At 48.8% G+C, this 22,445-nt stretch carries 19 protein-coding genes; 13 read left to right on the top strand and 6 right to left on the bottom strand.

Annotated features, from left to right (window positions below):
* Window positions 1–42 precede the first annotated feature (42 nt).
* Both H8S52_RS00700 and H8S52_RS00695 read left to right on the top strand, forming a co-directional pair.
* Entirely contained in the window at window positions 43–2,499 is a 2,457-nt protein-coding gene (locus H8S52_RS00700) for an FAD-dependent oxidoreductase (protein ID WP_186909174.1), read from the top strand.
* A gap of 8 nt (window positions 2,500–2,507) precedes the next feature.
* Window positions 2,508–2,855, top strand: coding sequence for a MarR family winged helix-turn-helix transcriptional regulator (locus H8S52_RS00695; protein ID WP_005653356.1), 348 nt, complete (start codon window positions 2,508–2,510; stop codon window positions 2,853–2,855).
* A 16-nt stretch (window positions 2,856–2,871) separates the two neighbouring features.
* Here H8S52_RS00695 and rlmH read toward each other — a convergent pair whose 3' ends face one another.
* Window positions 2,872–3,345, bottom strand: coding sequence for a 23S rRNA (pseudouridine(1915)-N(3))-methyltransferase RlmH (gene rlmH / locus H8S52_RS00690; RefSeq protein ID WP_005653354.1), 474 nt, complete (start codon window positions 3,343–3,345; stop codon window positions 2,872–2,874).
* Window positions 3,346–3,457: 112 nt separating this feature from the next.
* Between rlmH and H8S52_RS00685 the strand changes: the two genes are divergently transcribed.
* The 7 genes from H8S52_RS00685 (at window position 3,458) to H8S52_RS00655 (ending at window position 8,868) form a co-directional block, all read left to right on the top strand.
* Complete coding sequence (locus H8S52_RS00685) at window positions 3,458–3,850, top strand: DUF4783 domain-containing protein (RefSeq protein WP_117984321.1); 393 nt, start codon at window positions 3,458–3,460, stop codon at window positions 3,848–3,850.
* Window positions 3,843–4,691, top strand: coding sequence for a carboxylating nicotinate-nucleotide diphosphorylase (gene nadC, locus H8S52_RS00680; protein WP_005653350.1), 849 nt, complete (start codon window positions 3,843–3,845; stop codon window positions 4,689–4,691). The genes H8S52_RS00685 and nadC overlap by 8 nt, the downstream gene beginning before the upstream one ends.
* A 171-nt stretch (window positions 4,692–4,862) precedes the next feature.
* Window positions 4,863–5,474 carry an RNA polymerase sigma factor gene (locus H8S52_RS00675; protein WP_005653348.1) on the top strand — a complete coding sequence of 204 codons (612 nt, stop codon included), beginning with the start codon at window positions 4,863–4,865 and terminating at the stop codon, window positions 5,472–5,474.
* Window positions 5,458–6,549, top strand: a complete 1,092-nt coding sequence (locus H8S52_RS00670) for a porin family protein (protein ID WP_186909173.1) — start codon at window positions 5,458–5,460, stop codon at window positions 6,547–6,549. Before H8S52_RS00675 ends, H8S52_RS00670 begins: the two co-directional genes overlap by 17 nt.
* 67 nt (window positions 6,550–6,616) lie before the next feature.
* Window positions 6,617–7,114, top strand: coding sequence for a DUF4943 family protein (locus tag H8S52_RS00665; protein WP_287710773.1), 498 nt, complete (start codon window positions 6,617–6,619; stop codon window positions 7,112–7,114).
* Window positions 7,115–7,152: 38 nt separating this feature from the next.
* Complete coding sequence (locus tag H8S52_RS00660; protein ID WP_186909172.1) at window positions 7,153–7,824, top strand: DUF4858 domain-containing protein; 672 nt, start codon at window positions 7,153–7,155, stop codon at window positions 7,822–7,824.
* A gap of 78 nt (window positions 7,825–7,902) precedes the next feature.
* Window positions 7,903–8,868, top strand: coding sequence for a nitronate monooxygenase family protein (locus H8S52_RS00655; protein WP_186909171.1), 966 nt, complete (start codon window positions 7,903–7,905; stop codon window positions 8,866–8,868).
* 100 nt (window positions 8,869–8,968) lie between these two features.
* Here the strand turns inward: H8S52_RS00655 and gadC are convergent, their stop codons facing one another.
* The 4 genes from gadC to H8S52_RS00635 form a co-directional block, all read right to left on the bottom strand.
* Window positions 8,969–10,585 (bottom strand): putative glutamine/gamma-aminobutyrate antiporter GadC, encoded by a 1,617-nt coding sequence (gadC, locus tag H8S52_RS00650; protein WP_186909170.1) that lies wholly within the window; start codon window positions 10,583–10,585, stop codon window positions 8,969–8,971.
* Window positions 10,586–10,687: 102 nt separating this feature from the next.
* Window positions 10,688–11,425, bottom strand: coding sequence for a potassium channel family protein (locus H8S52_RS00645; RefSeq protein WP_186909169.1), 738 nt, complete (start codon window positions 11,423–11,425; stop codon window positions 10,688–10,690).
* A gap of 119 nt (window positions 11,426–11,544) precedes the next feature.
* Window positions 11,545–12,510, bottom strand: coding sequence for a glutaminase A (gene glsA, locus H8S52_RS00640; RefSeq protein WP_117955082.1), 966 nt, complete (start codon window positions 12,508–12,510; stop codon window positions 11,545–11,547).
* A 137-nt stretch (window positions 12,511–12,647) separates the two neighbouring features.
* Window positions 12,648–14,084, bottom strand: a complete 1,437-nt coding sequence (locus H8S52_RS00635; protein ID WP_005653335.1) for a glutamate decarboxylase — start codon at window positions 14,082–14,084, stop codon at window positions 12,648–12,650.
* 236 nt (window positions 14,085–14,320) lie between these two features.
* Here H8S52_RS00635 and H8S52_RS00630 point away from each other — a divergent pair, with 236 nt between their 5' ends.
* Window positions 14,321–15,538, top strand: coding sequence for an MFS transporter (locus tag H8S52_RS00630; protein ID WP_117984307.1), 1,218 nt, complete (start codon window positions 14,321–14,323; stop codon window positions 15,536–15,538).
* 112 nt (window positions 15,539–15,650) lie between these two features.
* Here H8S52_RS00630 and ald read toward each other — a convergent pair whose 3' ends face one another.
* Window positions 15,651–16,757: an alanine dehydrogenase gene (gene ald, locus H8S52_RS00625; protein WP_117984305.1), complete on the bottom strand. Its 1,107-nt coding sequence runs from the start codon at window positions 16,755–16,757 to the stop codon at window positions 15,651–15,653.
* A 187-nt stretch (window positions 16,758–16,944) separates the two neighbouring features.
* Between ald and H8S52_RS00620 the strand changes: the two genes are divergently transcribed.
* The 3 genes from H8S52_RS00620 (at window position 16,945) to H8S52_RS00610 (ending at window position 22,162) form a co-directional block, all read left to right on the top strand.
* On the top strand, window positions 16,945–18,648 hold the full coding sequence (locus H8S52_RS00620; RefSeq protein WP_117984303.1) for a M23 family metallopeptidase: 1,704 nt from the start codon (window positions 16,945–16,947) through the stop codon (window positions 18,646–18,648).
* Between the two features lie 51 nt (window positions 18,649–18,699).
* On the top strand, window positions 18,700–20,337 hold the full coding sequence (locus tag H8S52_RS00615) for a C69 family dipeptidase (RefSeq protein ID WP_117984301.1): 1,638 nt from the start codon (window positions 18,700–18,702) through the stop codon (window positions 20,335–20,337).
* 82 nt (window positions 20,338–20,419) lie between these two features.
* Entirely contained in the window at window positions 20,420–22,162 is a 1,743-nt protein-coding gene (locus H8S52_RS00610; RefSeq protein WP_117984299.1) for a phospho-sugar mutase, read from the top strand.
* Window positions 22,163–22,445: the final 283 nt, after the last annotated feature.

Here is a 22,445-nt window from a genome sequence, read left to right as displayed (position 1 = left end):
ATTATTGCTTTCTTTGCAGTGTCAAACTAAAAAGAAAGAAATATGAAATATGTAATTATCGGTGGCGTTGCAGGTGGAGCCACGGCTGCTGCCCGGTTAAGAAGAATAGATGAGCAAGCTGAAATCATTTTATTGGAGAAAGGCAAATACATTTCCTATGCCAATTGCGGATTACCTTATTATATAGGCGGAGTTATTGCCGAGCGCGAAAAACTATTGGTTCAGACTCCCGCATCATTCGGTAAACGTTTCCGTATTGATGTGCGGGTAGAGAACGAAGTAATCGCAATCGATCCGGAAAAGAAGACATTAACTATCCGTAAAGCAGATGGAAAGGAATATGAAGAAACCTATGACAAACTTCTGCTTTCTCCGGGAGCCAATCCGGTGAAACCGCCTTTGGAAGGCATCGATTCGGAAGGCATCTTTACGCTTCGCAATGTGGAAGATACCGACCGTATTAAGGCTTATATCATAGACAAGCAAGTAAAACGCGCAGTTGTAGTAGGCGCAGGCTTCATCGGACTTGAGATGGCGGAAAACCTGCATCATGCGGGCGTTGCGGTTTCTGTTGTGGAGATGGGCAATCAGGTTATGGCGCCTATCGACTTCTCCATGGCTGCACCTATTCACCAGCATCTGATCGAAAAAGGCGTTTCCCTTTATCTGGAAGAGGGCGTTACCCGTTTCCGCCGTACAGAAGAGGGAATTACCGTTTTTCTGAAAAGTGGCAAGACGATTCCTGCCGATATGGTATTGCTTTCTATCGGTGTGCGTCCGGCAACGGCATTGGCGCAACAGGCAGGTTTGGAGTTGGGCGAAATGGGTGGTATCCGGGTAGACGAGTATTTGGAAACTTCCGCAAAAGACATCTATGCCGTGGGCGATGCCATTGAATATCCCCATCCGCTGACCGGAAAACCGTGGCTCAACTATCTGGCCAATCCGGCAAACCGTCAGGGACGCATCGTTGCCGATAATATGGCATTGGGCAATACCACATCCTACGAAGGAGCCATCGGCACATCCATCGCCAAAGTCTTTGATATGACGGTAGCCTCTACTGGACTTGCCGCCAAGCGTCTGAAACAATGGGGCATGGAGTATCAAAGCTCGGTAACCCATTCTGCTTCGCATGCAGGTTATTATCCCGATGCGTTGCCTCTGACCTTGAAACTGACGTTCCATCCGAAAACCGGAAAACTCTATGGTGCGCAATGCGTAGGCTACGAGGGAGTGGATAAGCGCATCGACCAGATAGCGGGACTTATCAAACATGGCGGAACCGTTTACGATTTGATGGAAACGGAGCACACCTATGCACCGCCATTCTCATCGGCAAAAGACCCTATTGCCATAGCCGGATACGTGGCTTCCAATATTATCAGCGGCGCCATGCCGGTTATCTCCTGGCGCGAACTGGCAGAGAAGAAAGACGAAGTAATGCTGATAGATACCCGTACCCCCGAAGAGTTCTCGTTCGGAACGATTCCGGGAGCTGTCAATATCCCGCTGGATGAGATGCGCGACCGTTTGTCGGAAATACTGGCGGATAAGCCCGTCGTGCTTTTCTGTGCCGTAGGTTTGCGCGGATATTTGGCACAACGTATTCTGATAGGGCGCGGTTATCGCAATACGGCCAACTTGATAGGCGGATATAAGACCTATTCTACGGCAGTGGCGCCCATTCCTGCTCCTACGGCATCATCGCCGGCGCAGCCTGCTGCATCCGCTCCGTCGCAATCGGCACAGAGCGGTTCTGTCAAAGAGCCTTTGAGGGTTAATGCCTGCGGCCTGCAATGTCCCGGCCCTATCATGCAGGTAAAGAAAGCCATGGACAGCATCGCTCCGGGTGAGCGGGTGGAAATTGTGGCAACCGATGCCGGATTTGCACGTGACGCTTCTGCCTGGTGTGCCACTACGGGCAACAAGCTGATAGAGAAAAAGGAAGAAAAAGGACGCTACACGGTATTGCTTGAAAAAGGCGATGAGGCTTGTACCTGCCCGTCGTCTCTTCCGGCAGCAGGCGGACGGGGAAAAACTTTAATTCTTTTTAGCGATGATTTAGACAAGGCTTTAGCTACCTTTGTACTCGCTAACGGCGCAGCGGCAACCGGACAGAAAGTGTCGATATTCTTCACCTTCTGGGGATTGAATGTCTTGAAGAAGATACAGAAACCCCGGACAGAGAAAGATATTTTCGGAAAGATGTTCGGTATGATGCTTCCGTCCAGTTCATTGCGGCTGAAACTGTCTAAAATGAATATGATGGGCTTGGGCAGCAGGATGATGCGCTTCCTGATGAAGCGGAAAGGAATAGATTCTTTGGAATCGTTGCGTTCTCAGGCGTTGGCGCAAGGAGTTGAGTTTATTGCTTGTCAGATGTCTATGGATATGATGGGCATCCGGCGCGAAGAATTGCTGGACGAAGTTACCATAGGCGGTGTAGCGACCTATATGGAGCGCGCGGACAAGGCGAATGTGAATCTATTTATATAAACGGAATAATGGAAACTTTATGTAGAATCCGCGATATTTACCGGGCGATAGCCGAGTTTGAAGTAAAATTCATGCAGGAGTTTGACTTGTCGTTGAATGAAGGTATGCTGTTGTGTACCCTGCTCAATACGCCCAAACTCACCTCCAGCGAGATAGCGGAAGCGCTCGGACTGTCAGCTTCCAATACTTCCAAGGTAATCCGCTCGGTAGAGGACAAGAAGCTGATTACCCGTCTGGTAGGAAAAACGGATAAGCGTCAGATGCACTTTGCGCTGACGCCGGAAGGGAAAAGCCGTATTACAGTTATAAAAAACAGCACTCCCGAAATTCCGGCCCTATTGCAGGAGATTGTTTAGAGAGAGGCTTTCCGATTTATTCATGGTGATACGGCCCGCCGTTCAGTATGGTCATGGCACGGTATAACTGCTCCACAAAAATAAGTCTTATCATCTGATGCGAAAAGGTCATGCGCGAAAGAGACAGTTTCTCGTGTGCCGCTTCATAGACTTTGGGTGAGAAGCCGTAAGGCCCGCCAATGATAAAAACCAGCCGTTTGTTTACGGTATTCATCTTGCGCTTCATATAGTCTGCGAACTCTATGGAGCGCATTTCTTTTCCGCCCTCATCCAGCAGCACCACCACATCGCCCGGTTGGAGCGCTTTCAGTATCAGTTCGCCCTCTTTTTCTTTTTGTACGTCTGCGGAGAGGCTTTTGGTATTTTTCAGTTCCGGGATAACTTCCATATCGAACGAGAGATAACGTCGCGTGCGCTGTATATAGTCATTGATGGCTGTAATAAAGTGCTGTTCTACGGTTCGTCCTACGACGAGCAAAGTCATTTTCATGTGAGTTACTGATTTTCGTGCAAAAATAATCCTTTCTTGTGAGAATGTCGCCTTTCTTTTCTTGTTATTTATAAGATTTGCTTACCTTTGCCTATCATTAATACTTGTGAAAATGAATAAACGAGTAGTAATATTATGGGGCTGCCTCTTGATTTGGGCGGTTTCGCTCATGGCGCAAGACGTGCCGGCAGGAGTGGTTTCCGCCTTTAAAAAAGGAAATTCTCAGGAACTGAACGGGTATCTGAGTGATAAAGTGGAACTGATTCTGGAGAGTCGTTCAATCAATGTCGACAGCCAAGCGGCAGAGAAAAAGATGGCATCTTTCTTTTCCGGTAATCGGGTGAGCGGTTTTACGGTGAATCACCAGGGAAAGCGCAATGAGTCGAGTTTCATAGTCGGTACGCTGACAACCGCGAACGGAAACTTCCGGGTGAATTGTTTCTTTAGAAAAGTGGCAGGCAAATATGTGATACACCAAATAAGAATAGATAAGACAAATGAATAAGGAAGAAGAATTGATTGACAGGCTGATTGACCTGGCCTTTGCCGAAGATATAGGCGATGGTGACCACACCACCCTTTCGTGCATTCCTGCTACGGCAATGGGCAAATCCAAACTTTTGATTAAAGAAGCCGGTATTCTTGCCGGCATCGAGGTAGCCAAAGAAGTGTTCCGTCGTTTCGACCCCACCATGAAAGTGGAAGTATTCATCAATGACGGTACTGAAGTAAAACCGGGCGATGTGGCTATGGTTGTGGAGGGCAAGGTGCAGTCTTTGTTGCAGACCGAACGCCTGATGCTGAACATTATGCAGCGTATGAGCGGCATCGCTACCATGACCCATAAGTATGCCGAGAAGCTGAAAGGTACGAATACCCGTGTGCTCGATACCCGTAAGACGACTCCGGGCATGCGTATTCTGGAAAAGATGGCTGTGAAGATAGGTGGCGGCGTAAACCATCGAATCGGTCTGTTCGACATGATTCTGCTGAAAGACAATCATGTTGACTTCGCCGGTGGTATTGACAAAGCCATTACCCGTGCCAAGGAATATTGCAAGGAGAAGGGCAAGGACCTCAAGATAGAAATTGAAGTACGTAACTTCGACGAACTGCAACAGGTACTCGATTTGGGCGGTGTAGACCGTATCATGTTCGATAACTTTACACCCGAAATGACGAAGAAAGCCGTAGAAATGGTAGCAGGCCGTTATGAAACGGAATCTTCCGGCGGCATCACCTTTGACACTCTGCGCGACTATGCCGAATGCGGCGTAGACTTTATCTCGGTAGGTGCTTTGACGCATTCCGTAAAAGGATTGGACATGAGCTTCAAAGCCTGCTGATAAAGGCGATATAATACAGGAGAAAGCCTCTCATAGGGAATGCTGCCCGTCAGGGCAGGTCTGTGAGAGGCTTTTTTCTTATGTTGTAAAAGGCAAATGATGAAATGGAAAGATATGGATAACCTTATTCTTTAACTTCTTTTTAGAGATTCTATTGCAGCATTCTGCCGGATGCTGCGTCTAACTAACAAACGACGCGAAGAGGCGTCCGTAAAACGAGCACTGACATTGGAAAATGAGATAGAACTGATAGAGGGCTGCCGGGCAGGAAAGGATTCCGCCCGAAAGGAACTTTACACTCTCTATTCCAAGCAGATGCTGGCGGTATGCTACCGTTATACGGGCGATATGGATGCGGCGCACGATGTTTTGCACGACGGCTTTATCAAAATCTTCACCCGCTTCACGTTTCGCGGTGAATGTGCATTGGGCACGTGGGTAACGAGGGTGATGGTGACACAAGCTATCGACTATCTGCGACGGAAGCACCGTTTCAGCCAACTGGTGGTAAACGAAGAACAACTTCCCGATGTGCAGGACGAAGCGAGTATTGCCGAAAGCGGAAGCCGGCTTTCAGAGGAAGTGTTGATGGCGTTCGTGGCGGAACTTCCCGACGGCTGCCGTACCGTGTTCAACTTGTACGTGTTCGAGGAGAAGTCGCACAAGGAGATTGCAGAACTGCTTCATATCAAGGAGCATTCGTCTACCTCGCAGTTGCACCGTGCCAAGTGTATGTTAGCGAAAAGAATTAAAGAATATACTGAATATGAGAGAAAAAGATGAAATAACCGGATTGTTCCGCAGCCGTCTGTCCGGTACAGAGATGACGGTACGCGATGGCTTTTGGGAGCAGTTGCAGGAAGACGCGGCATCTTCGGCTGCAGGTCGGAAGAGAGCGGCTGTTCTTTCTCCTAAATATTATCGGGTGGCAGCCGCCGCATCCGTTATATTTGTGCTGGGAGCCGCTTCGGCCGCTTTCTGGTATTTCTCTCCGAAAGAGGAGATAAAGGAAGCCTTTACGCAAGTGGCTGCTTTGACGCCAGAGGGTAGTCTGGACGGAGATGTGGTGCAGGAATCTTTTCCATCTATCCATCAGGCAACCCCGATGGTACGGAATTCCGGTACAAAACAACCTGTCAATGGAATTCCCGCAGGCATGACTGCCCAATCGGAAACTGAGGGCGAGTCCGTTTCCGTCCGGCTTTCCATCACTATCAGGCAGCGGGTGCAGCAGGCCGGTGACGGTTACTTCAACAATAATGCCGTTGCACAAACCGGCAGTTCTTATCAGAACACCACCGGCCGGATAAGTTCTGCTTCGGACACCTTTTCCGCTGTTCCTGCGGAAGAAGAGCAGGCAACTACTCCTTTAAAATACCGGAAATCGCGTAAGTGGGCGTTGAAAGCAGCTCTTGGAACCTCTCTTCCTAAAGGGGACTACAATATGCCGCTGACGGCGGCAGTTACAGTGGAACGCAGTCTGAACAGCCGGTTCGCGTTGGAAACGGGTATTCTGTATAATCGTTTGCATGCCGACCGCACGCTCCATACTTTAGGGATTCCCGTAAAATTGAATATGACATTGGCAAGTACTCCCAAACTCGATTTATATGCCACTGTAGGCGGAACTGCCGAAAAGTGCATTGCCGGCGCTGCGGATAACGGCTTTAATGCGGAACCCGTTCAACTGTCAGTAGCGGCAGGAGTAGGGGTGCGTTACAGATTGAATGAGCGGTTTGCTTTGTTTGCCGAGCCTTCGGTTTCCCACCATTTCGGTACGGACTCCGAAACCGGAACCTTGCGGACGGAACGCCCTACGAACCTGAATCTTTTGTGTGGAGTGCGTATGACTTATTAACCTTAAATACAACAACGAAATGAATGCTCTCTGTAAACTATATAAATACGGATATCTGATACTTGCAATGGCAGCTTGCCTTATGCTTGCATCCTGCGGTAAAGAATCGCTGGATTACAATCATCCGGATGTAGATTTGTTTGTAAAACAACTGAAAACCGGCAAATACTCTACTCAAAGTCCTGAAGGACTGAGTAATGTTCCCAAATTTGCCAAAGAAGATATTGAAGAACTCCTGAAGTATGCCGAGGATTTGACGGTAATACCTTCTTTTCCGTTGGCTCCCGTATCCTATTCGGCAGGCGGAAAACTGCGGTTAGGCGAATGTATCCTGTGGACGGTGGAAACGATTCGTTTGGGACATAATGCTTCGATGGGGTGTAAGATGGTGCATACCGATGCCGAGAATTATGAAGGCATCTACTTCCTGACCGATGAGGAGGTGCTCGATGCAGCCGCCCGTTACCGCCGTTGGTGGGAAGGCAGGAAATATCCGCGTACCATGTGGACTATAGACCCTTGCTACGACGAGCCGCTTTGCGGAAGCAGCTATATGTGGTGGTGAGATTAGGTATAAAGTGTAAGGTATAAAAAAACAATCGGGTGAAGTATTCTATTCTCTTTTTTGGGTTGCTTTGTGCGGTAGCCTTTCCTCTTTACGCTCAAGAGTGGACGCCGCAAGACTCTTTGCGCCTGCACCGGTTGCTGAATGACGGGGGAGAGATGAAGCTGAATCCGGATGTATTGAAGGAAATGGGCATTGATGCTCCTTTGGGCTCTCCAAAGGCTGATGTAAGTAAGACGTGGATGGACTTTGATGCTTCCTTACCCGCAATGCCTCGGATGCCGGAGAAAAAGGTAGTGCTTACCTTACGGCCTTATACCGCAAACACCAAATACAACTGGGATCCCGTCTATCAGAAGAAGATTACGGTGAACAAGAATACATGGCGGGGCAATCCGTTCTACGAACTGACCAGACTCAAAATCTATACAGACTGGGCAAAGCGTCCGTTGGATGCCGGGCCGCGTGAGAGTATCGAACAGATAGAAGCTACCGGTTTGCGCTATATGGTGACCGAACGTGCCAACAATATGGCAGTGGGGAGTTGGCGAAGTGTCGGTGGCGGTGGCATTGCAGGTGATTTCATGCGTCCTTTTACAAAAGATTTCTGGAACAGGAAAGCTGCCAGACGCCGTGCACGTACTTTGGAAGTATTAAGAACCTACGGCGATTCCATAACTGCCCATCGTAAAGAGACGATTATCAAATAGGGATATTCCGCTTTGAGTATTGAACTTTATTTCTCCGCTTCTTGTTTTCATAAAAATAAACCTTTAAAGGATAAATTAATGAATAGAATAACTTCTTTGTTTGGAATAAAATATCCCGTCATCCAAGGCGGTATGGTGTGGTGCAGTGGCTGGCGGTTGGCGTCGGCAGTAAGTAATGCCGGTGGTTTAGGCTTGTTGGGAGCAGGTTCCATGCACCCCGAAACATTACGTGAGCATATACGGAAGTGCCGTGCGGCTACGCATCATTCATTTGGAGTGAACATTCCTTTAATGTATCCCCAGATAGAGGAAATCATGCAGATAGTGGTAGATGAGGGGGTGCGTATCGTGTTTACTTCTGCCGGAAACCCCAAGACATGGACCGGTTGGCTGAAGCAGCATGGCATTACAGTGGTGCATGTTGTTTCGTCATCGAGTTTTGCCATGAAAGCCGAGGCTGCCGGTGTAGATGCCATTGTGGCCGAAGGATTTGAAGCCGGCGGGCATAACGGGCGCGAAGAGACAACTACGCTTTGCCTGATACCTGCTGTACGTGCAGTTACCTCACTACCTTTGATTGCTGCCGGCGGCATTGCTACCGGTGAGGCGATTCTTGCCATGCGTGCTTTGGGGGCCGAGGGTGTTCAGGTGGGTACGCGGTTTGCTTTGACCGAAGAAAGCTCAGCCAGCGAAGTGTTTAAAGAATATTGCCTGCATCTGAAAGAGGGGGATACCCGTTTATTATTGAAGAAACTGTCTCCGGTACGTCTGGCCCGCGGTAATTTTCAGCAGGCAGTGGCGGCTGCCGAAGCTGCGGGGGCTACGGAAGAGGATTTACGTATCCTTTTGTCGAGAGGACGTGCCAAACGCGGTATTTTTGAAGGAGACCTTGAAGAGGGCGAACTTGAAATAGGTCAGGCTTCCGCCTTGCTCAATGAGAAAGGAATACAGACGGTAGCAGAAGTGATGGACGAACTGGTAACAGGTTATCAGCGGGCATGCGAAACGCTTGCCGCCAATGTTTGCGAGCGTTGGGACGTTTGACAGTTGATATAAACGATTTTGCCTATAGTGAAAAATCCTTTTGATGTACATTGTACCGGATTTCCACTATAGGCAAAATTATATGACAGCAAGCCTGCCTTTATCCTTTAGGGGGAATGTTCGGAGCTTTACCGCTGTTGTTGCTGTTGTTTGCTGACGGAGCATTGCCCGTGGGAGACGCAACGCTTTCGTTTGCAGTGGCCGAAGCGGCTGTTCCGGCAGTTGCCGTAGCCGTGGCGGTTTTGCCTGCAACTTGTGCAGCCGGTTGTTCTTCCCAATGGAACGGTTCGAAAGTGCTGTTAGGGTCAACCCAGCTCGGCTTCTTGGAAGCGTAGATGATGAACGGAGCAATCACCACGATAAGTGCGCCGATGATAAGTACGGAGAACCATACGGTATTGCTGCCGGTAGAAATCTGGCTGGGCGGGATGAAGCTCAGTACGAATGCAAGCAGTGAGCCGCAGAAGCCGAGACCGCCTACAAGCCACATCAGGCCGTTACCGCCTTTACCGATACGGAACGGACGGTTCAGTTTCTTCATCTTATAGCGCAATACGATGGCTCCGGAGAACATCAGCATATACATGATGAGATAAAGCACCACCGTCAACTGTGAAAGAATCTGGTAGAAACTCTGTACCGAAGGCATCACCACGAACAGAAGGCTTAATACGGTTACAGCGCCACCTTGTACGAACAGAATGTTCTTTTGTACACCCAGCTTGTTTGTTTTCTGGAAGAATGGGGGCATATAACCTGCCTTGCCCACGGCAAAGATACCTTTGGACGGACCGGCAACCCATGTCAGCACACCTGCCAGCACGCCGAACGCCAGTGCAACGGCTATAACCGGCGACAGCCAGGAAGCATGGATATAACGGAAGTAATTGTCGAAACCTACCAGCAGGCTTTGTGTAAGGCTGATGTCCTTGGCCGGAATAATGACACCCAGAGCGAATGTACCCAACACGAAGATAAGTACCGTAATCAGTGCGCCGATAAACACAGCCTTCGGATAGTTTTTGGACGGATTGTTTACATCCTTCACGTGGATACCGCCCATCTCCATACCTGCATAAAAGAGGAAGATACTTGCGGCAAGCACCACATTGTCAAAGTTCGTCAGGTCGGGGAAAAAGCTGCTGTGGAAGTCCATATTGGAATGTCCGCCTGTGGCGAGGTAGATAATGCCGAGGACAATCAGTAATCCGGCAGGGATAATCGTACCTACCAGACCGCCGACTTTGGCTACCTTTCCTACCCAGCTCATACCTTTCAGGGAGATGAAAGTTGCCAGCCAGTAGATAACGAGCACCACGGCCAGCGTGTAGTACTTGTTGTTTGCCAGCGACATGTCGTGTACGTCGTTCATGCCGATGAAAGCGATGGACACAGCACCGAACGTCAGCACCGTAGGATACCAGATTGTACTTTCAATCCACTGCACCCAGATGGCGAGGAAGCCGAGTTTCTTGCCGTAGGCTTCACCCACCCAGCGGAACACACCGCCTTGCTTGTCCTGAAACATAGCAGCCAGTTCCGCTGCCACGAGTGACGTCGGGATAAGAAAGACGATGGCTGCAAATAAGTAATAGAAGGCCGAACTCATTCCGTATACGGCCTCGGCGGGCAGTCCACGCAGGGATACTACAGCCGTTACATTCATAATTGCCAGGGTAAATACTCCCAGCTTTACTGTTTGTTTAATATTTGCCATAAGTTAAGGTTTTTGGTGAAAAATATATTCGAAATCAGCGTTTATAACAACCCTTGGGAGCAGTTGTTCCCGGCGGGTAGAGGAAAATCCCGGCTTTAACAGTTAAGGAGTGTTCTTTGCAGGTTCCTGTTCTATCTTTTTGTAATAGTCTTGCTTTTCCTTGTTGCGCCGCTCTACCAGGCTCGTTACATATACTGTGAAAATGGGGAACATCATCATGCCCAACGCTGCCAGCAGCACAGACAGTACCCGCCCTGTGACGGTGACTGCTATTATATTGGAGCCTACCGTGGTCACATCCATGAACGCCCACCACAAGGCATCGCCATACCCCTTTACCAGAGGGTTGCTCCCATGCTCCATGACGTAGAATGCAAGGCTTGAGAAATAGACGGTAGCCAGCAGCATCGTCAGGTAAGATACAAACAAGCCCGATGCGCGGTTGTACGTCAGCCAGCCCACCACGATGGCCATGGCATAGCCGCCCCGTACCAGCGGGATGAAACGCAGCATATAGGTGACTTCGGGTGAGAAAGTCCAGCCCATATAGGCTATGATATTCTGATAGGGAATAGCTACCAGCAGAAAGATGAAATGGGTGGCGATATAACGCTTCTTGTCTGTTGCCAGAAACCATTCTAGTACAAAGTCTGCCAGGAACAATGCGCAAATCCATAGCTGCACTTCCATGTACACCGATTGCTCGTAGAAGGGGATGCCTTTGAACGTATCGATGGAGATGCTGATAACCAGGAACAGCGAAAGCAGCAGGATGATGACATGCAATATGCCGTATATCCCTTTTTTTCGCAAAACGAATTCCGATAGAGCCATTTTCATAATGAAGGTCTGTTTGGTTACGGAATTGCCGTCGGCAACCCGTAATTCATCATTAAAGAGGTTGCCCCTCAGCGTCTGTAACGCTTTCGGAGCAACCTTGGAAAAAAGAGTACGAGAGATTATTCTGTAATTGTCACATTGTCGCCGTTGAATACGCCCAGACCGAGCTTGTTCATGATGAACTTGACGGCCAGTTGCGCCTTGACGGAGTTACCGGCTTCGTCCAACGGTGGAGCGAAAGCGGAAACGCCCATTACACCGGGCAATACGGCCATTACGCCACCGCCTACGCCGCTCTTGGCAGGTATGCCGGCAGTGTACATCCAGTCGCCCGAATGCTCGTAGAAGCCCACGGTAGAAATCATTGAAGTGATTTTCGGTGCGAGCCCCGCATCGAATACGCTTTGTCTGGTAACGGGATTGACGCCGTTGTTGGCAATCGTTCCGGCTGCAATGCCCAATTGTTCGGCTGTGATACCCAGCGAGCATTGGCGGGTATAAAGGTCGAGCGCCACATCCGGATCGTCGTAGATACGGTTGTAATTCTTCAATAACCAGGCAATGGAGCGGTTGTTGAAGTTCGTAGCCGTTTCCGATTTGTACAGTTCGTCGATGAGTTGTGGAGCAGAGCCGCACAGTTCTGTGATATTCTGTACAATGGCATCCCACTTCTTGTCCGAGTTGCCCACCGGCTGTACCATGGAGCAGGCAGAGATAGCGCCTGCATTTACCAACGGTGTAGAGGGATGGTCGTTTTCCAGCAAAATGGCAATGATAGAGTTGAACGGCAGTCCTGTTGCATCGGCGCCAATCATATCCAGCACTTTCTGTGCACCGTATTGGCGCAGGATAAGTATGGCGGTATGCACTTTTGATACGGATTCTATACCGAAGCGGTAGTCTGTATCTCCGATATTGATGGTCTGTCCGTTCATCAGGCAGATGCTGAGGCCAAACAGCTTGGAGTCTATGTTGGCAAGGTACGGAATATAATCCGCATTCTTGCCGCCTGTTTGTTCTTTCACCTCATTGTAGGCTTCCCGGGCAACTTCCTTGATTTGAGAGATTGATATTTTCTTTTCCATAATCTATATAATAGAGAGTTTATATGGAATAAGGAATAGGAGATTGGAGTTTCAGTCTCCTAAAGCCTTATTCGACATATTTTGTTTAATGTATTAAAGCAATAAAGCAGTAGAGCGGTAAGCTGGTTTTTGCTTTATTATTTTTTGTGGTGTCTTCCACCGTGATTGAAGATTTTGCTTTCTACCGGCAGGTTCTTATCCTGTGCCATGCGGGTGGGAGTGGGGTAATCCAGTTTCTCCAGTTCGACAATGGCGTTTTTGATGTCGCCCAGCAGCATATCTGCCATGTCGCGGCTGAATCCCTGTCGGACAACGACACGCATTACTACATAATCTTCCAGTTTGGAAGGCAGTGTATAGGCGGGAACCATCCAACCCTGTTGCGAGAGTTTATCCTGCAAGTCATACAGTGTCCATTTGGCGGTCTTTGCATACTCCGGTTTCAAGTACCAGATGAACAACGGGTTCACTACTTCATCGGAATAATTCACGAACGGAGCCATTTTTCCGATTTCGTCGTGGATATACTTGGCGATTGTGAGCGAATTGTACTGTACTTCTTTGTATCCCTGAAATCCTAAACGGATAAACTGGTAATACTGTCCTAAAATCTGTGCGGCAGGACGGGAGAAGTTCAAACCGACTTGTGTGATATTGGCGCCGAGGTAATTTACGCTGAATGACATCTCTTCGGGCAGATACTCTTTGCCTTTCCAGCAAACCCAGCCCAGACCCGGATAGACCAAGCCGAACTTGTGACCGCTGACACTGATGGAAAGCACCCATTTCAAACGGAAGTCCCACTTTTTCTCCGGATACAGGAACGGGAGGATGAAACCGCCGCTGGCAGCGTCTACGTGGATGGGAATGTCGTAGCCGGTCTTGGCATTGTATGCGTCGAGCGCTTTGTCGAGCGCTTCAACATCGTCATTCAGTCCTGTCCATGTAACCCCCTGGATAGGTACGATACAGATGGTGTTCTCGTCACACATTTTCAGGGCTTCTTCAGGGTCGAGTGTGGTTTTGTCAAGAGTCAGGGGCACTTCGCGCATTTCAATCTGCCACAGTTGGGCAAACTTTTCCCATACCACCTGGAAACCGGTGGAGATAACGAAGTTCGGCTTATCGAACGGTTTGCCTTGCGCCTGACGTTTCTTGCGCCAGCGCAGCCATGCAGCTACACCGCCCAGCATACACGCTTCGGAAGAACCGATGGCGAGCGCGCCTGTTTTCCAGGTATCTTTTTCCGGAGAGTTCCACAAGTTGGCGACGATGTTGATACATTTACCGTTCATTACGGCGATGCGGGGATACTCGGTTTCGTCGATGTAGTTGATGTTGATGGCTTCGTTCATCAGCTTGGTTGCGTATTCGTCCATATAGGTGGTGACGAATGTAGCCAGGTTCAGACGGGGCTGTGTTTGGGCGAAGGTCTCATCCTTCACCATCTGGTAAGCGATTTCGGGAGTAGTAGGTCCGTCTGGTATTTTTTCTACCGGTGAGGGTTGCAACATACGGTTTGAGCCGAATACATCTGTCTTGGCATCTCCTTTTCTGAAATTCAAATCTTCCATATAACTGTAAGTTTTTAAAGGTTTAGGCGGCGGGGACTTTCCCCGTCGAATTTTCCACAACAACGACCCCCGCGAAAGAAAGTTCCGCCGTTTTACATTATTTGGCGTTTATTAAAAGGGCGGGGCGGAAATCCTGGCGCTCTACCGGCTGTTGCTTTTTAATTATCGCTTATTCTATCCGAACATTCTGTTGCATCGCTTGTTGTCCTTCCACTAACTAATCCGCTTTTTAAATTATGAAGATTAATACCGGACAAGGAACCATTCCTCTTATTACGCTTATAGGTATCTGGTCTGTTTCTGCACTGACCTCATTGCCGGGCTTGGCTGTTTCGCCTATTTTGGGAGAACTTTCTACGATTTTTCCCCATGCCACGGAGTTGGATATACAGATGTTGACTTCTTTGCCTTCCTTGCTGATTATCCCTTTTGTACTATTGGCAGGTAAATTGGCGGAGAAACGCGATTTTATCCGTTTGCTGCGGGTGGGGCTTTGGCTGTTTGCAGCGAGCGGGGTACTTTATTTGTTTTCTTCCAGGATGTGGCAGCTAATGGCTGTCAGCGCTTTGCTCGGTATCGGGGCTGGATTGATTATTCCGCTTTCTACGGGATTGATTTCACGGTATTTTACGGGAGAGTATCGCGTCAGGCAGTTTGGTTATAGTTCTGCCATAACCAATATGACGCTGGTGGTGGCTACGGCTGTAACGGGTTATCTGGCGGAGGTGCACTGGCGTTTGCCTTTTGCCGTTTATCTGTTGCCGTTGATTTCTTTAGTTCTTTCGGCCTATTTGAAGAAGGATACGGCTTCGGTAACAATCAAGCAGGCGGCGGCTATCATTCCTCCCATTCAATCTACGCCTGTAATCTCCGGTAAATATGGCATACACATACGCCATCTTGTTCAGTTAATGTTATTCTACGGGTTGGTTACTTACGTAGTTCTTGCGGTTACTTTTAACTTACCTTTCTTGATGGAAGCGCATCACTTTTCAAGTGGTAATTCCGGACTGATGATTTCTCTGTTTTTCCTTGCCATTATGGCTCCCGGATTTATATTGGATAGTTTGGTGAAGCTTTTGGGGAATAAAACAAAACTTTACAGCCTTTTGGCTATTGCCATCGGATTACTGTTGATATGGATTTCGCCTACGGAATGGCTCATTGTGCCGGGATGTATTTTAGTAGGTTTGGGCTATGGCATCATCCAGCCTCTGATTTACGATAAGACAGTTGATACTGCTATCCCTCAGAAGACAACGCTTGCCCTTGCCTTTGTAATGGTGATGAATTACCTTGCCATACTGCTTTCTCCCTTCATCACAGACTTTTTCCAATGGATATTCCATACCGGTTCGCAAGAATTTCCGTTTATCTTCAATCTGTGCATAACAATATTGATTATGTATTGGGCGTATGCAAAGAAAGAAGAATTCCTGTTTAGTGATAAGTGATTAGCGATTAGGGGTTAGTGGTTAGTGATAAGCGATGAGTGATAAGTTATGCTGCATCGTAATTCATCACTAACCCCTAATCACTTATCGCTTATCACTTATCACTTATCACTTATAATTCTATCTCCTCATACCTCATTCCGAAGACATCTGCCACTGCCTTGTACGTCACTTTCCCTTCTACCACATTCAGTCCCAATGCCAATGCCGGATCATCTTTACAAGCCTGTTTCCAACCTTTGCAAGCTAATGCCACGGTATAAGGCAGCGTTGCATTTGTCAATGCCATAGTGGAAGTAAACGGTACGGCACCGGGAATATTGGCCACCGCATAGTGCACAATGCCATCCACGACATACGTCGGTTCGCTGTGGGTAGTGGGATGGGACGTTTCAAAACAACCGCCCTGGTCAATGGCGACATCCACAAGTACGGTTCCGGGCTTCATCATTTTCAGCATCTCCCTCGTAATCAGATGCGGCGCTTTATCGCCGGGGATAAGTACCGAACCTATCACCAAATCCATGGTAGGCAGTTCCATTTTAATATTGTGAAGCGAGGAATAGAGTGTTTTTACATTCTTGGGCAATACCTCGCTGAGATAACGCAGACGCGTCAGGTTGACATCCGTAATCATCACTTCCGCACCCATTCCCGCAGCCATTTGTGCGGCGTTGGTACCGACTACGCCACCACCTAAAATAAGCACACGCGCAGGGCGGACACCCGGTACGCCACCCATTAGTTTGCCCTTTCCGCCTTGCGGCTTTTCTAAAAAGCGGGCTCCCACCTGGGTAGCCATACGTCCTGCCACTTCACTCATGGGAGTAAGCAGTGGCAAGGAATGGTCATCCTTCTCTACGGTTTCATAGGCGATACATACGGCACCGCTCTCAATCATGGCTTCGGTCAGTAATTTATCGGCTGCAAAGTGGAAATAGGTAAATACCACTTGTCCCTTTTTAATCAGTTTGTACTCAGGTGCAATAGGCTCCTTCACTTTGACAATCATGTCGGCTATGGCATAAACGTCTTCAATGGCAGGTAGGATTTGCGCACCTACGGCGATGTAATCATCGTCAGAGAACCCGCTGTTTGCGCCGGCCGTTGCCTGCACATACACCGTATGACCTTTCTTCACCAACTCGGCTACTCCGGCAGGGGTCATTCCTACACGGTTCTCGTTGTTCTTGATTTCTTTGGGTACTCCGATAATCATAATGTCATCTGTTAATGGTTAAACATGTTGCAAGATAGTGATTTATCTTTCTCATTGTCATTTTGCACAGCGTGTTTTACAACAGAAAACGCCTGCTTTTTTCTCGTGTGTGACGGCAGGATTATTCTTTTTTGGTTAGGCGGAGAGAACTATTCTTTTTATATTTGCATGCATTAAAAAATAGGATATGAACTGTAAGAATATAAAATACCCGATACTTTTCTCTTTTTTGTTTTTTGCAGGCAGCATACAAGATGGATATGCGCAAGAAGCGTCCGAGGTGGAAACCGGACCGGACATAGAGCAGGCATCTTTCACGCCCCCTTTCGATTTTCCGATTGTCTTTTCCGGTAACTTCGGCGAGATACGCTCCAATCACTTTCACGGTGGGTTGGACTTCAAGACCGGCGGGGCCATAGGCAAGCCTGTACATGCTTTGGCAGACGGGCATATCTCGCGCATCCGTGTGACGCACGGTTCGGGATATGTGCTCGATGTGGACTACGATAACGGTTATTCCACTATCAACCGCCACCTCAGCGCATTTGTGGGCGATATAGCCCGAAGGGTGAAAGACTTGCAGTATGAACAGGAAAGTTGGGAAGTGGAGATTACCCCCGAACCGGGGGAATATCCGGTAAAGGCGGGGCAGGTGATAGCCCTTAGCGGCAACACGGGTTACTCTTTCGGCCCTCACCTGCATCTGGATATGATTGAGTCGGCAACAGGAGATTATGTCGACCCGCTGCCTTTTTTTATGGAGAAGGTGAAGGACAATATCGCTCCCCGTGCCGAAGGCATCATTTTGTTTCCCCAACCGGGCAAAGGCGTGGTGAACGGAAAGCAGATACACCGGACTTTCCCTGTAAATCCTACCCAGCCTATTACTGCCTGGGGACTGATAGGTGCAGGAATCTGTGCCTATGACCATATGGACGGAGTGGGCAACCGCTACGGCGTGCATACCGTTATTCTCGAAGTGGATGGTGAAGAGGTGTTCCGCAGTGTGGTAGACCGCTTTGCTTACGAAGAAAACCGCTATATCAATTCATGGACGCACGGACAGTACATGAAGTCGTTCATCGAACCCGGCAACCGTCTGCGCATGCTGCATGCTTCCAACGGCAATCGGGGACTGGTGGAAATCAACGAAGAGCGTCCTTACCGATTTGTATATACGCTAAGCGATGCGTTAGGCAACACCTCGAAAGTCCGTTTCACCGTACAAGGAAAGAACACCGAAATTCACCCTGTGGAACATCGCGAGAAGTATGCTTTTAAGTGGGACAGGACCAACTATCTGCAGGAACCCGGCCTGGAATTGGTTGTACCGCGTGGAATGTTGTACGATGACGTTTGGCTGGACTATTCCGTACGTGCCGATAGCGGGGATGTGGCTTTTACTTATCAGTTGCACAATAAGCGTGTCCCTCTGCACGGAGCGTGCGAGATGCGCATCGGCTTGCGGCGCGACCGTCTGGAAGATAAATCGAAGTATTATGTAGCCGGCGTTACGGCGCGGGGCGGAAAATACAGTATAGGCGGCACTTACGAGGACGGTTTCATGAAAGTCCGTATCCGCGACCTGGGCACTTATACGGTAGCGGTAGATACCGTGCCGCCGGAGATAATTCCGCTCAACCCCGGACAGTGGGGGCGTACGGGCCGTATCACCCTCAAGGCCAAGGATAAAGAAACCGGAATAAACAGTTACCGCGGAACGATAGACGGGAAATACGCTCTGTTCGGCAAGCCCAATTCCATCAGTGGCAATCTGGTCTGCGAACTCGACCCGAAGCATGTAAAGAAAGGTGGCAGGCACACTGTGGAAATGACCGTAACCGACGGCCGTGGCAACCGGACTACCGAAGAGTTTCATTTTGTATGGTAACTTTTCACCTGTGACATTGCATTATCAAATAAACCATATAATAACAGAAGTATGAAAAGATTAACTCTCTCCGTCGCGTTAGCGGTGGCAACTGTGGTAAACGCATTTGCCTGTACCAACCTCATTGTGGGCAAGAACGCTTCTGCAGACGGTTCTACAATTGTTTCCTATTCTGCCGACTCCTATGGATTGTTCGGCGAGTTATATCATTATCCCGCAGGCATGCACAAAAAGGGTACATGGATTGATGTGCACGAGTGGGACACCGGCAAGTACCTTGGCCGGATAGAACAGGCGCGCCAGACCTACAACGTCATCGGTAATATGAATGAATTCCAGCTTACTATCGGTGAGACAACCTTCGGCGGCCGTCCCGAACTGGTGGATACTACCGGCATCATCGATTACGGAAGTCTTATTTATCTCGGTCTGCAACGTTCCCGTACCGCCCGCGAAGCCATCAAGATAATGACGGAACTCGTACAGGAATACGGTTATTACAGCAGCGGCGAGTCTTTCACGATTGCCGATCCCAACGAAATCTGGATTATGGAGATGATAGGCAAGGGTCCCGGTGTGCGTGGCGCTGTGTGGGTGGCTGTCCGCGTGCCCGATGATTGCATCTCCGCACATGCCAACCAAAGCCGTATCCACCAGTTCGATATGAGCGACAAGAACAACTGCATGTACTCTCCCGATGTCATTTCCTTTGCCCGCGAGAAAGGTTATTTCGACGGAGTAAACAAGGACTTCAGCTTTGCTAAGGCCTATGCGCCGCTTGATTTTGGCGCTCGCCGTTATTGCGAAGCCCGCGTATGGAGCTATTTCAATATGTTTACCGCCCGAGGCAACGAGTTCTTACCTTATATATTAGGCGATACCGATACACCGATGCCGCTTTTCGTGAAGCCCGACCGTAAAATCTCCGTACAGGATGTAAAGAATGCCATGCGCGACCATTACGAAGGTACTCCTCTCGACATCAGCAAAGATTTCGGCGCCGGACCGTATCACACCCCTTACCGCCTTTCGCCCCTTTCCTTCAAGGTAGGCGACAAGGAATATTTCAACGAACGCCCCATTTCCACCCAGCAGAGCGGTTTCGTGTTCGTGGCGCAGATGCGCTCCACCTTGCCCGATGCCATAGGCGGCGTACTGTGGTTCGGTACGGACGATGCCAACATGACCGTGTTCACTCCCGTATACTGCTGTACGGATAAGGTTCCCGTATGCTATTCGCGTGCAGACGGTGCGGACTACATCACATTCTCCTGGAACTCTTCTTTCTGGATTTTCAACTGGGTTGCCAACATGGTATATCCCCGTTACGACCTTATGATTGGCGATGTGCGTGCCACGCAGGCCGAACTCGAAAACACTTTCAACGATGCGCAGGAAGGTATCGAGTCTGCCGCCGCCAAACTTTTGGAGAAAGACCCTGCCAAAGCGAAAGCATTCCTGACAAACTATACCAATATGACGGCGCAGAGTACTTTCGACACCTGGAAACGTTTGGGCGAGTTCATCATCGTGAAATACAACGACGGGGTTGTCCGCAAGATGAAAGACGGAAAGTTTGAGCGCAATGCCATAGGCCAGCCTGCCGGCGTGGAACGTCCGGGTTATCCGAAGGAATTTCTGGAAGAATATGTAAAACAAACGGGCGACCGCTATAAAATGCCCGATTGATTAGGATATTCAAACTTATTCTTTTACATTTGTGACAGAACAGAAAATGAAGTATTAACCTTTAATATATAAAAAAAGTCTTATGGAAAATCAAGAGCTGATTAAACAGGTGACTGAGAAAGCCGAAAAATGGCTTACCCCGGCATACGATGCCGAAACTCAGGCTGAAGTGAAACGAATGTTGGAAAATCCAGATAAAACCGAACTGATAGAGTGCTTTTATAAAGACCTGGAATTCGGAACGGGTGGTCTGCGCGGTATCATGGGCGCAGGCAGCAACCGCATGAATATCTATACGGTAGGTGCGGCTACCCAGGGATTGGCAAACTATCTGAACAAATGCTTCAAGGACAAAGGGCAAATCTCCGTTGTGGTGGGTCACGACTGCCGTAACAACAGCCGCAAGTTCGCCGAAATCTCTGCCGATATTTTCTCGGCAAACGGTATCAAGGTTTATCTCTTCGACGATTTGCGTCCTACTCCGGAAGTTTCCTTCGCTATCCGCCACTTCGGTTGCCAAAGCGGTATCAACCTGACTGCAAGCCACAACCCGAAAGAATACAACGGCTACAAGGCTTATTGGGATGATGGTGCACAGGTACTTGCTCCGCACGACACAGCCATTATTGATGAAGTAAACAAGGTTACCGTTGAGGACATCAAGTTCAAGGGCAACAAAGATTTGATTCAGATTATCGGTGAAGATGTAGACAAGGTATATCTGGATAAGGTTCATACCCTTTCTATCGACCCGGAAGTAATCAAGCGTCAGAAAGACCTCAGCATCGTTTACACTCCGCTTCACGGCGCGGGCAGAACGCTCATCCCCGCTTCTCTGAAAGAATGGGGCTTTGAGAATATACACTGCGTGCCCGAACAGATGGTGAAGAGCGGTGACTTCCCGACAGTGGTTTCTCCGAATCCCGAAAACGCGGAAGCGCTTTCCATGGCAATCGAACTTGCCAAGAAGATAGACGCCGACATCGTGATGGCAAGCGACCCGGATGCCGACCGCGTAGGTATGGCTTGCAAGGACGACAAAGGCGAATGGGTGCTGATTAACGGTAACCAGACTTGCCTGCTCTTCCTGTACTATATTATCAAGAACCGTATCGCAACCGGCAAGATGCAGCCTACGGACTTTATCGTAAAGACCATTGTGACTACCGAACTTATCAAGGCCGTTGCCGATAAGAACAAGATTGAGATGCTCGACTGCTATACCGGTTTCAAGTGGATTGCACGTGAAATCCGTCTGCGCGAAGGCAAGCAACAATACATCGGCGGCGGTGAAGAAAGCTACGGCTTCCTTGCCGAAGACTTCGTTCGCGATAAAGATGCCGTTTCCGCTTGTTCATTGTTGGCGGAAATCTGTGCATGGGCCAAAGACCAGGGCAAGACGCTGTATGACATCCTGATGGACATCTACGTAGAGTACGGTTTCTCCAAAGAAACTACCGTCAACGTAGTGAAGCCGGGTAAGAGCGGCGCCGATGAAATCAAGGCTATGATGGATAATTTCCGCGCCAACCCGCCGAAAGAAATCGGTGGCTCTGCCGTTTCTTTGACTAAGGACTACAAAACGCTGAAGGCTACCGATGCCAAAGGCAATGTAACCGCTTTGGATATGCCCGAAACATCCAACGTGCTTCAGTACTTTACGGAAGACGGTACGAAGATTTCCGTTCGTCCCTCGGGTACGGAACCTAAAATTAAGTTCTATATCGAGGTGAAAGGCGAAATGGGATGTCCTAAGTGCTATGCCAGCGCAAATGCCGAGGCTGAAAAGAAAGTGGAGGCAGTGCGCAAATCACTCGGTATCTAAGACTGTTTGATTTTCATATATGGAAAGGTGCGGGTGGCAGGATGCTGCTTGCACCTTTTATTTTTGTAGCAGTAAGTAGGTGATATGCCGGAATGTATTAAGTTTCTTTTATATTCTTTATACCGGTTGGCAAATCAATTCCCGTTAAATGCTGTTCTTATATGCAACAGTAGCCTACAGTTAACAGATAGTACTACAGATTGCGGTTGCACGCCGATTGGTTGATGTGAATGAGAGTCGTTTCATTCGTAGTTGTTCGTTTGCGAGTGCGTGTTTTCCGCAA

Source organism: Bacteroides sp. NSJ-48 (assembly GCF_014287405.1).
GTDB classification, from domain to species: Bacteria; Bacteroidota; Bacteroidia; order Bacteroidales; family Bacteroidaceae; genus Bacteroides; species Bacteroides stercoris.
Note: the sequence above shows the minus strand (reverse complement) of the source record. Positions and strands in the feature narration are given on the sequence as shown.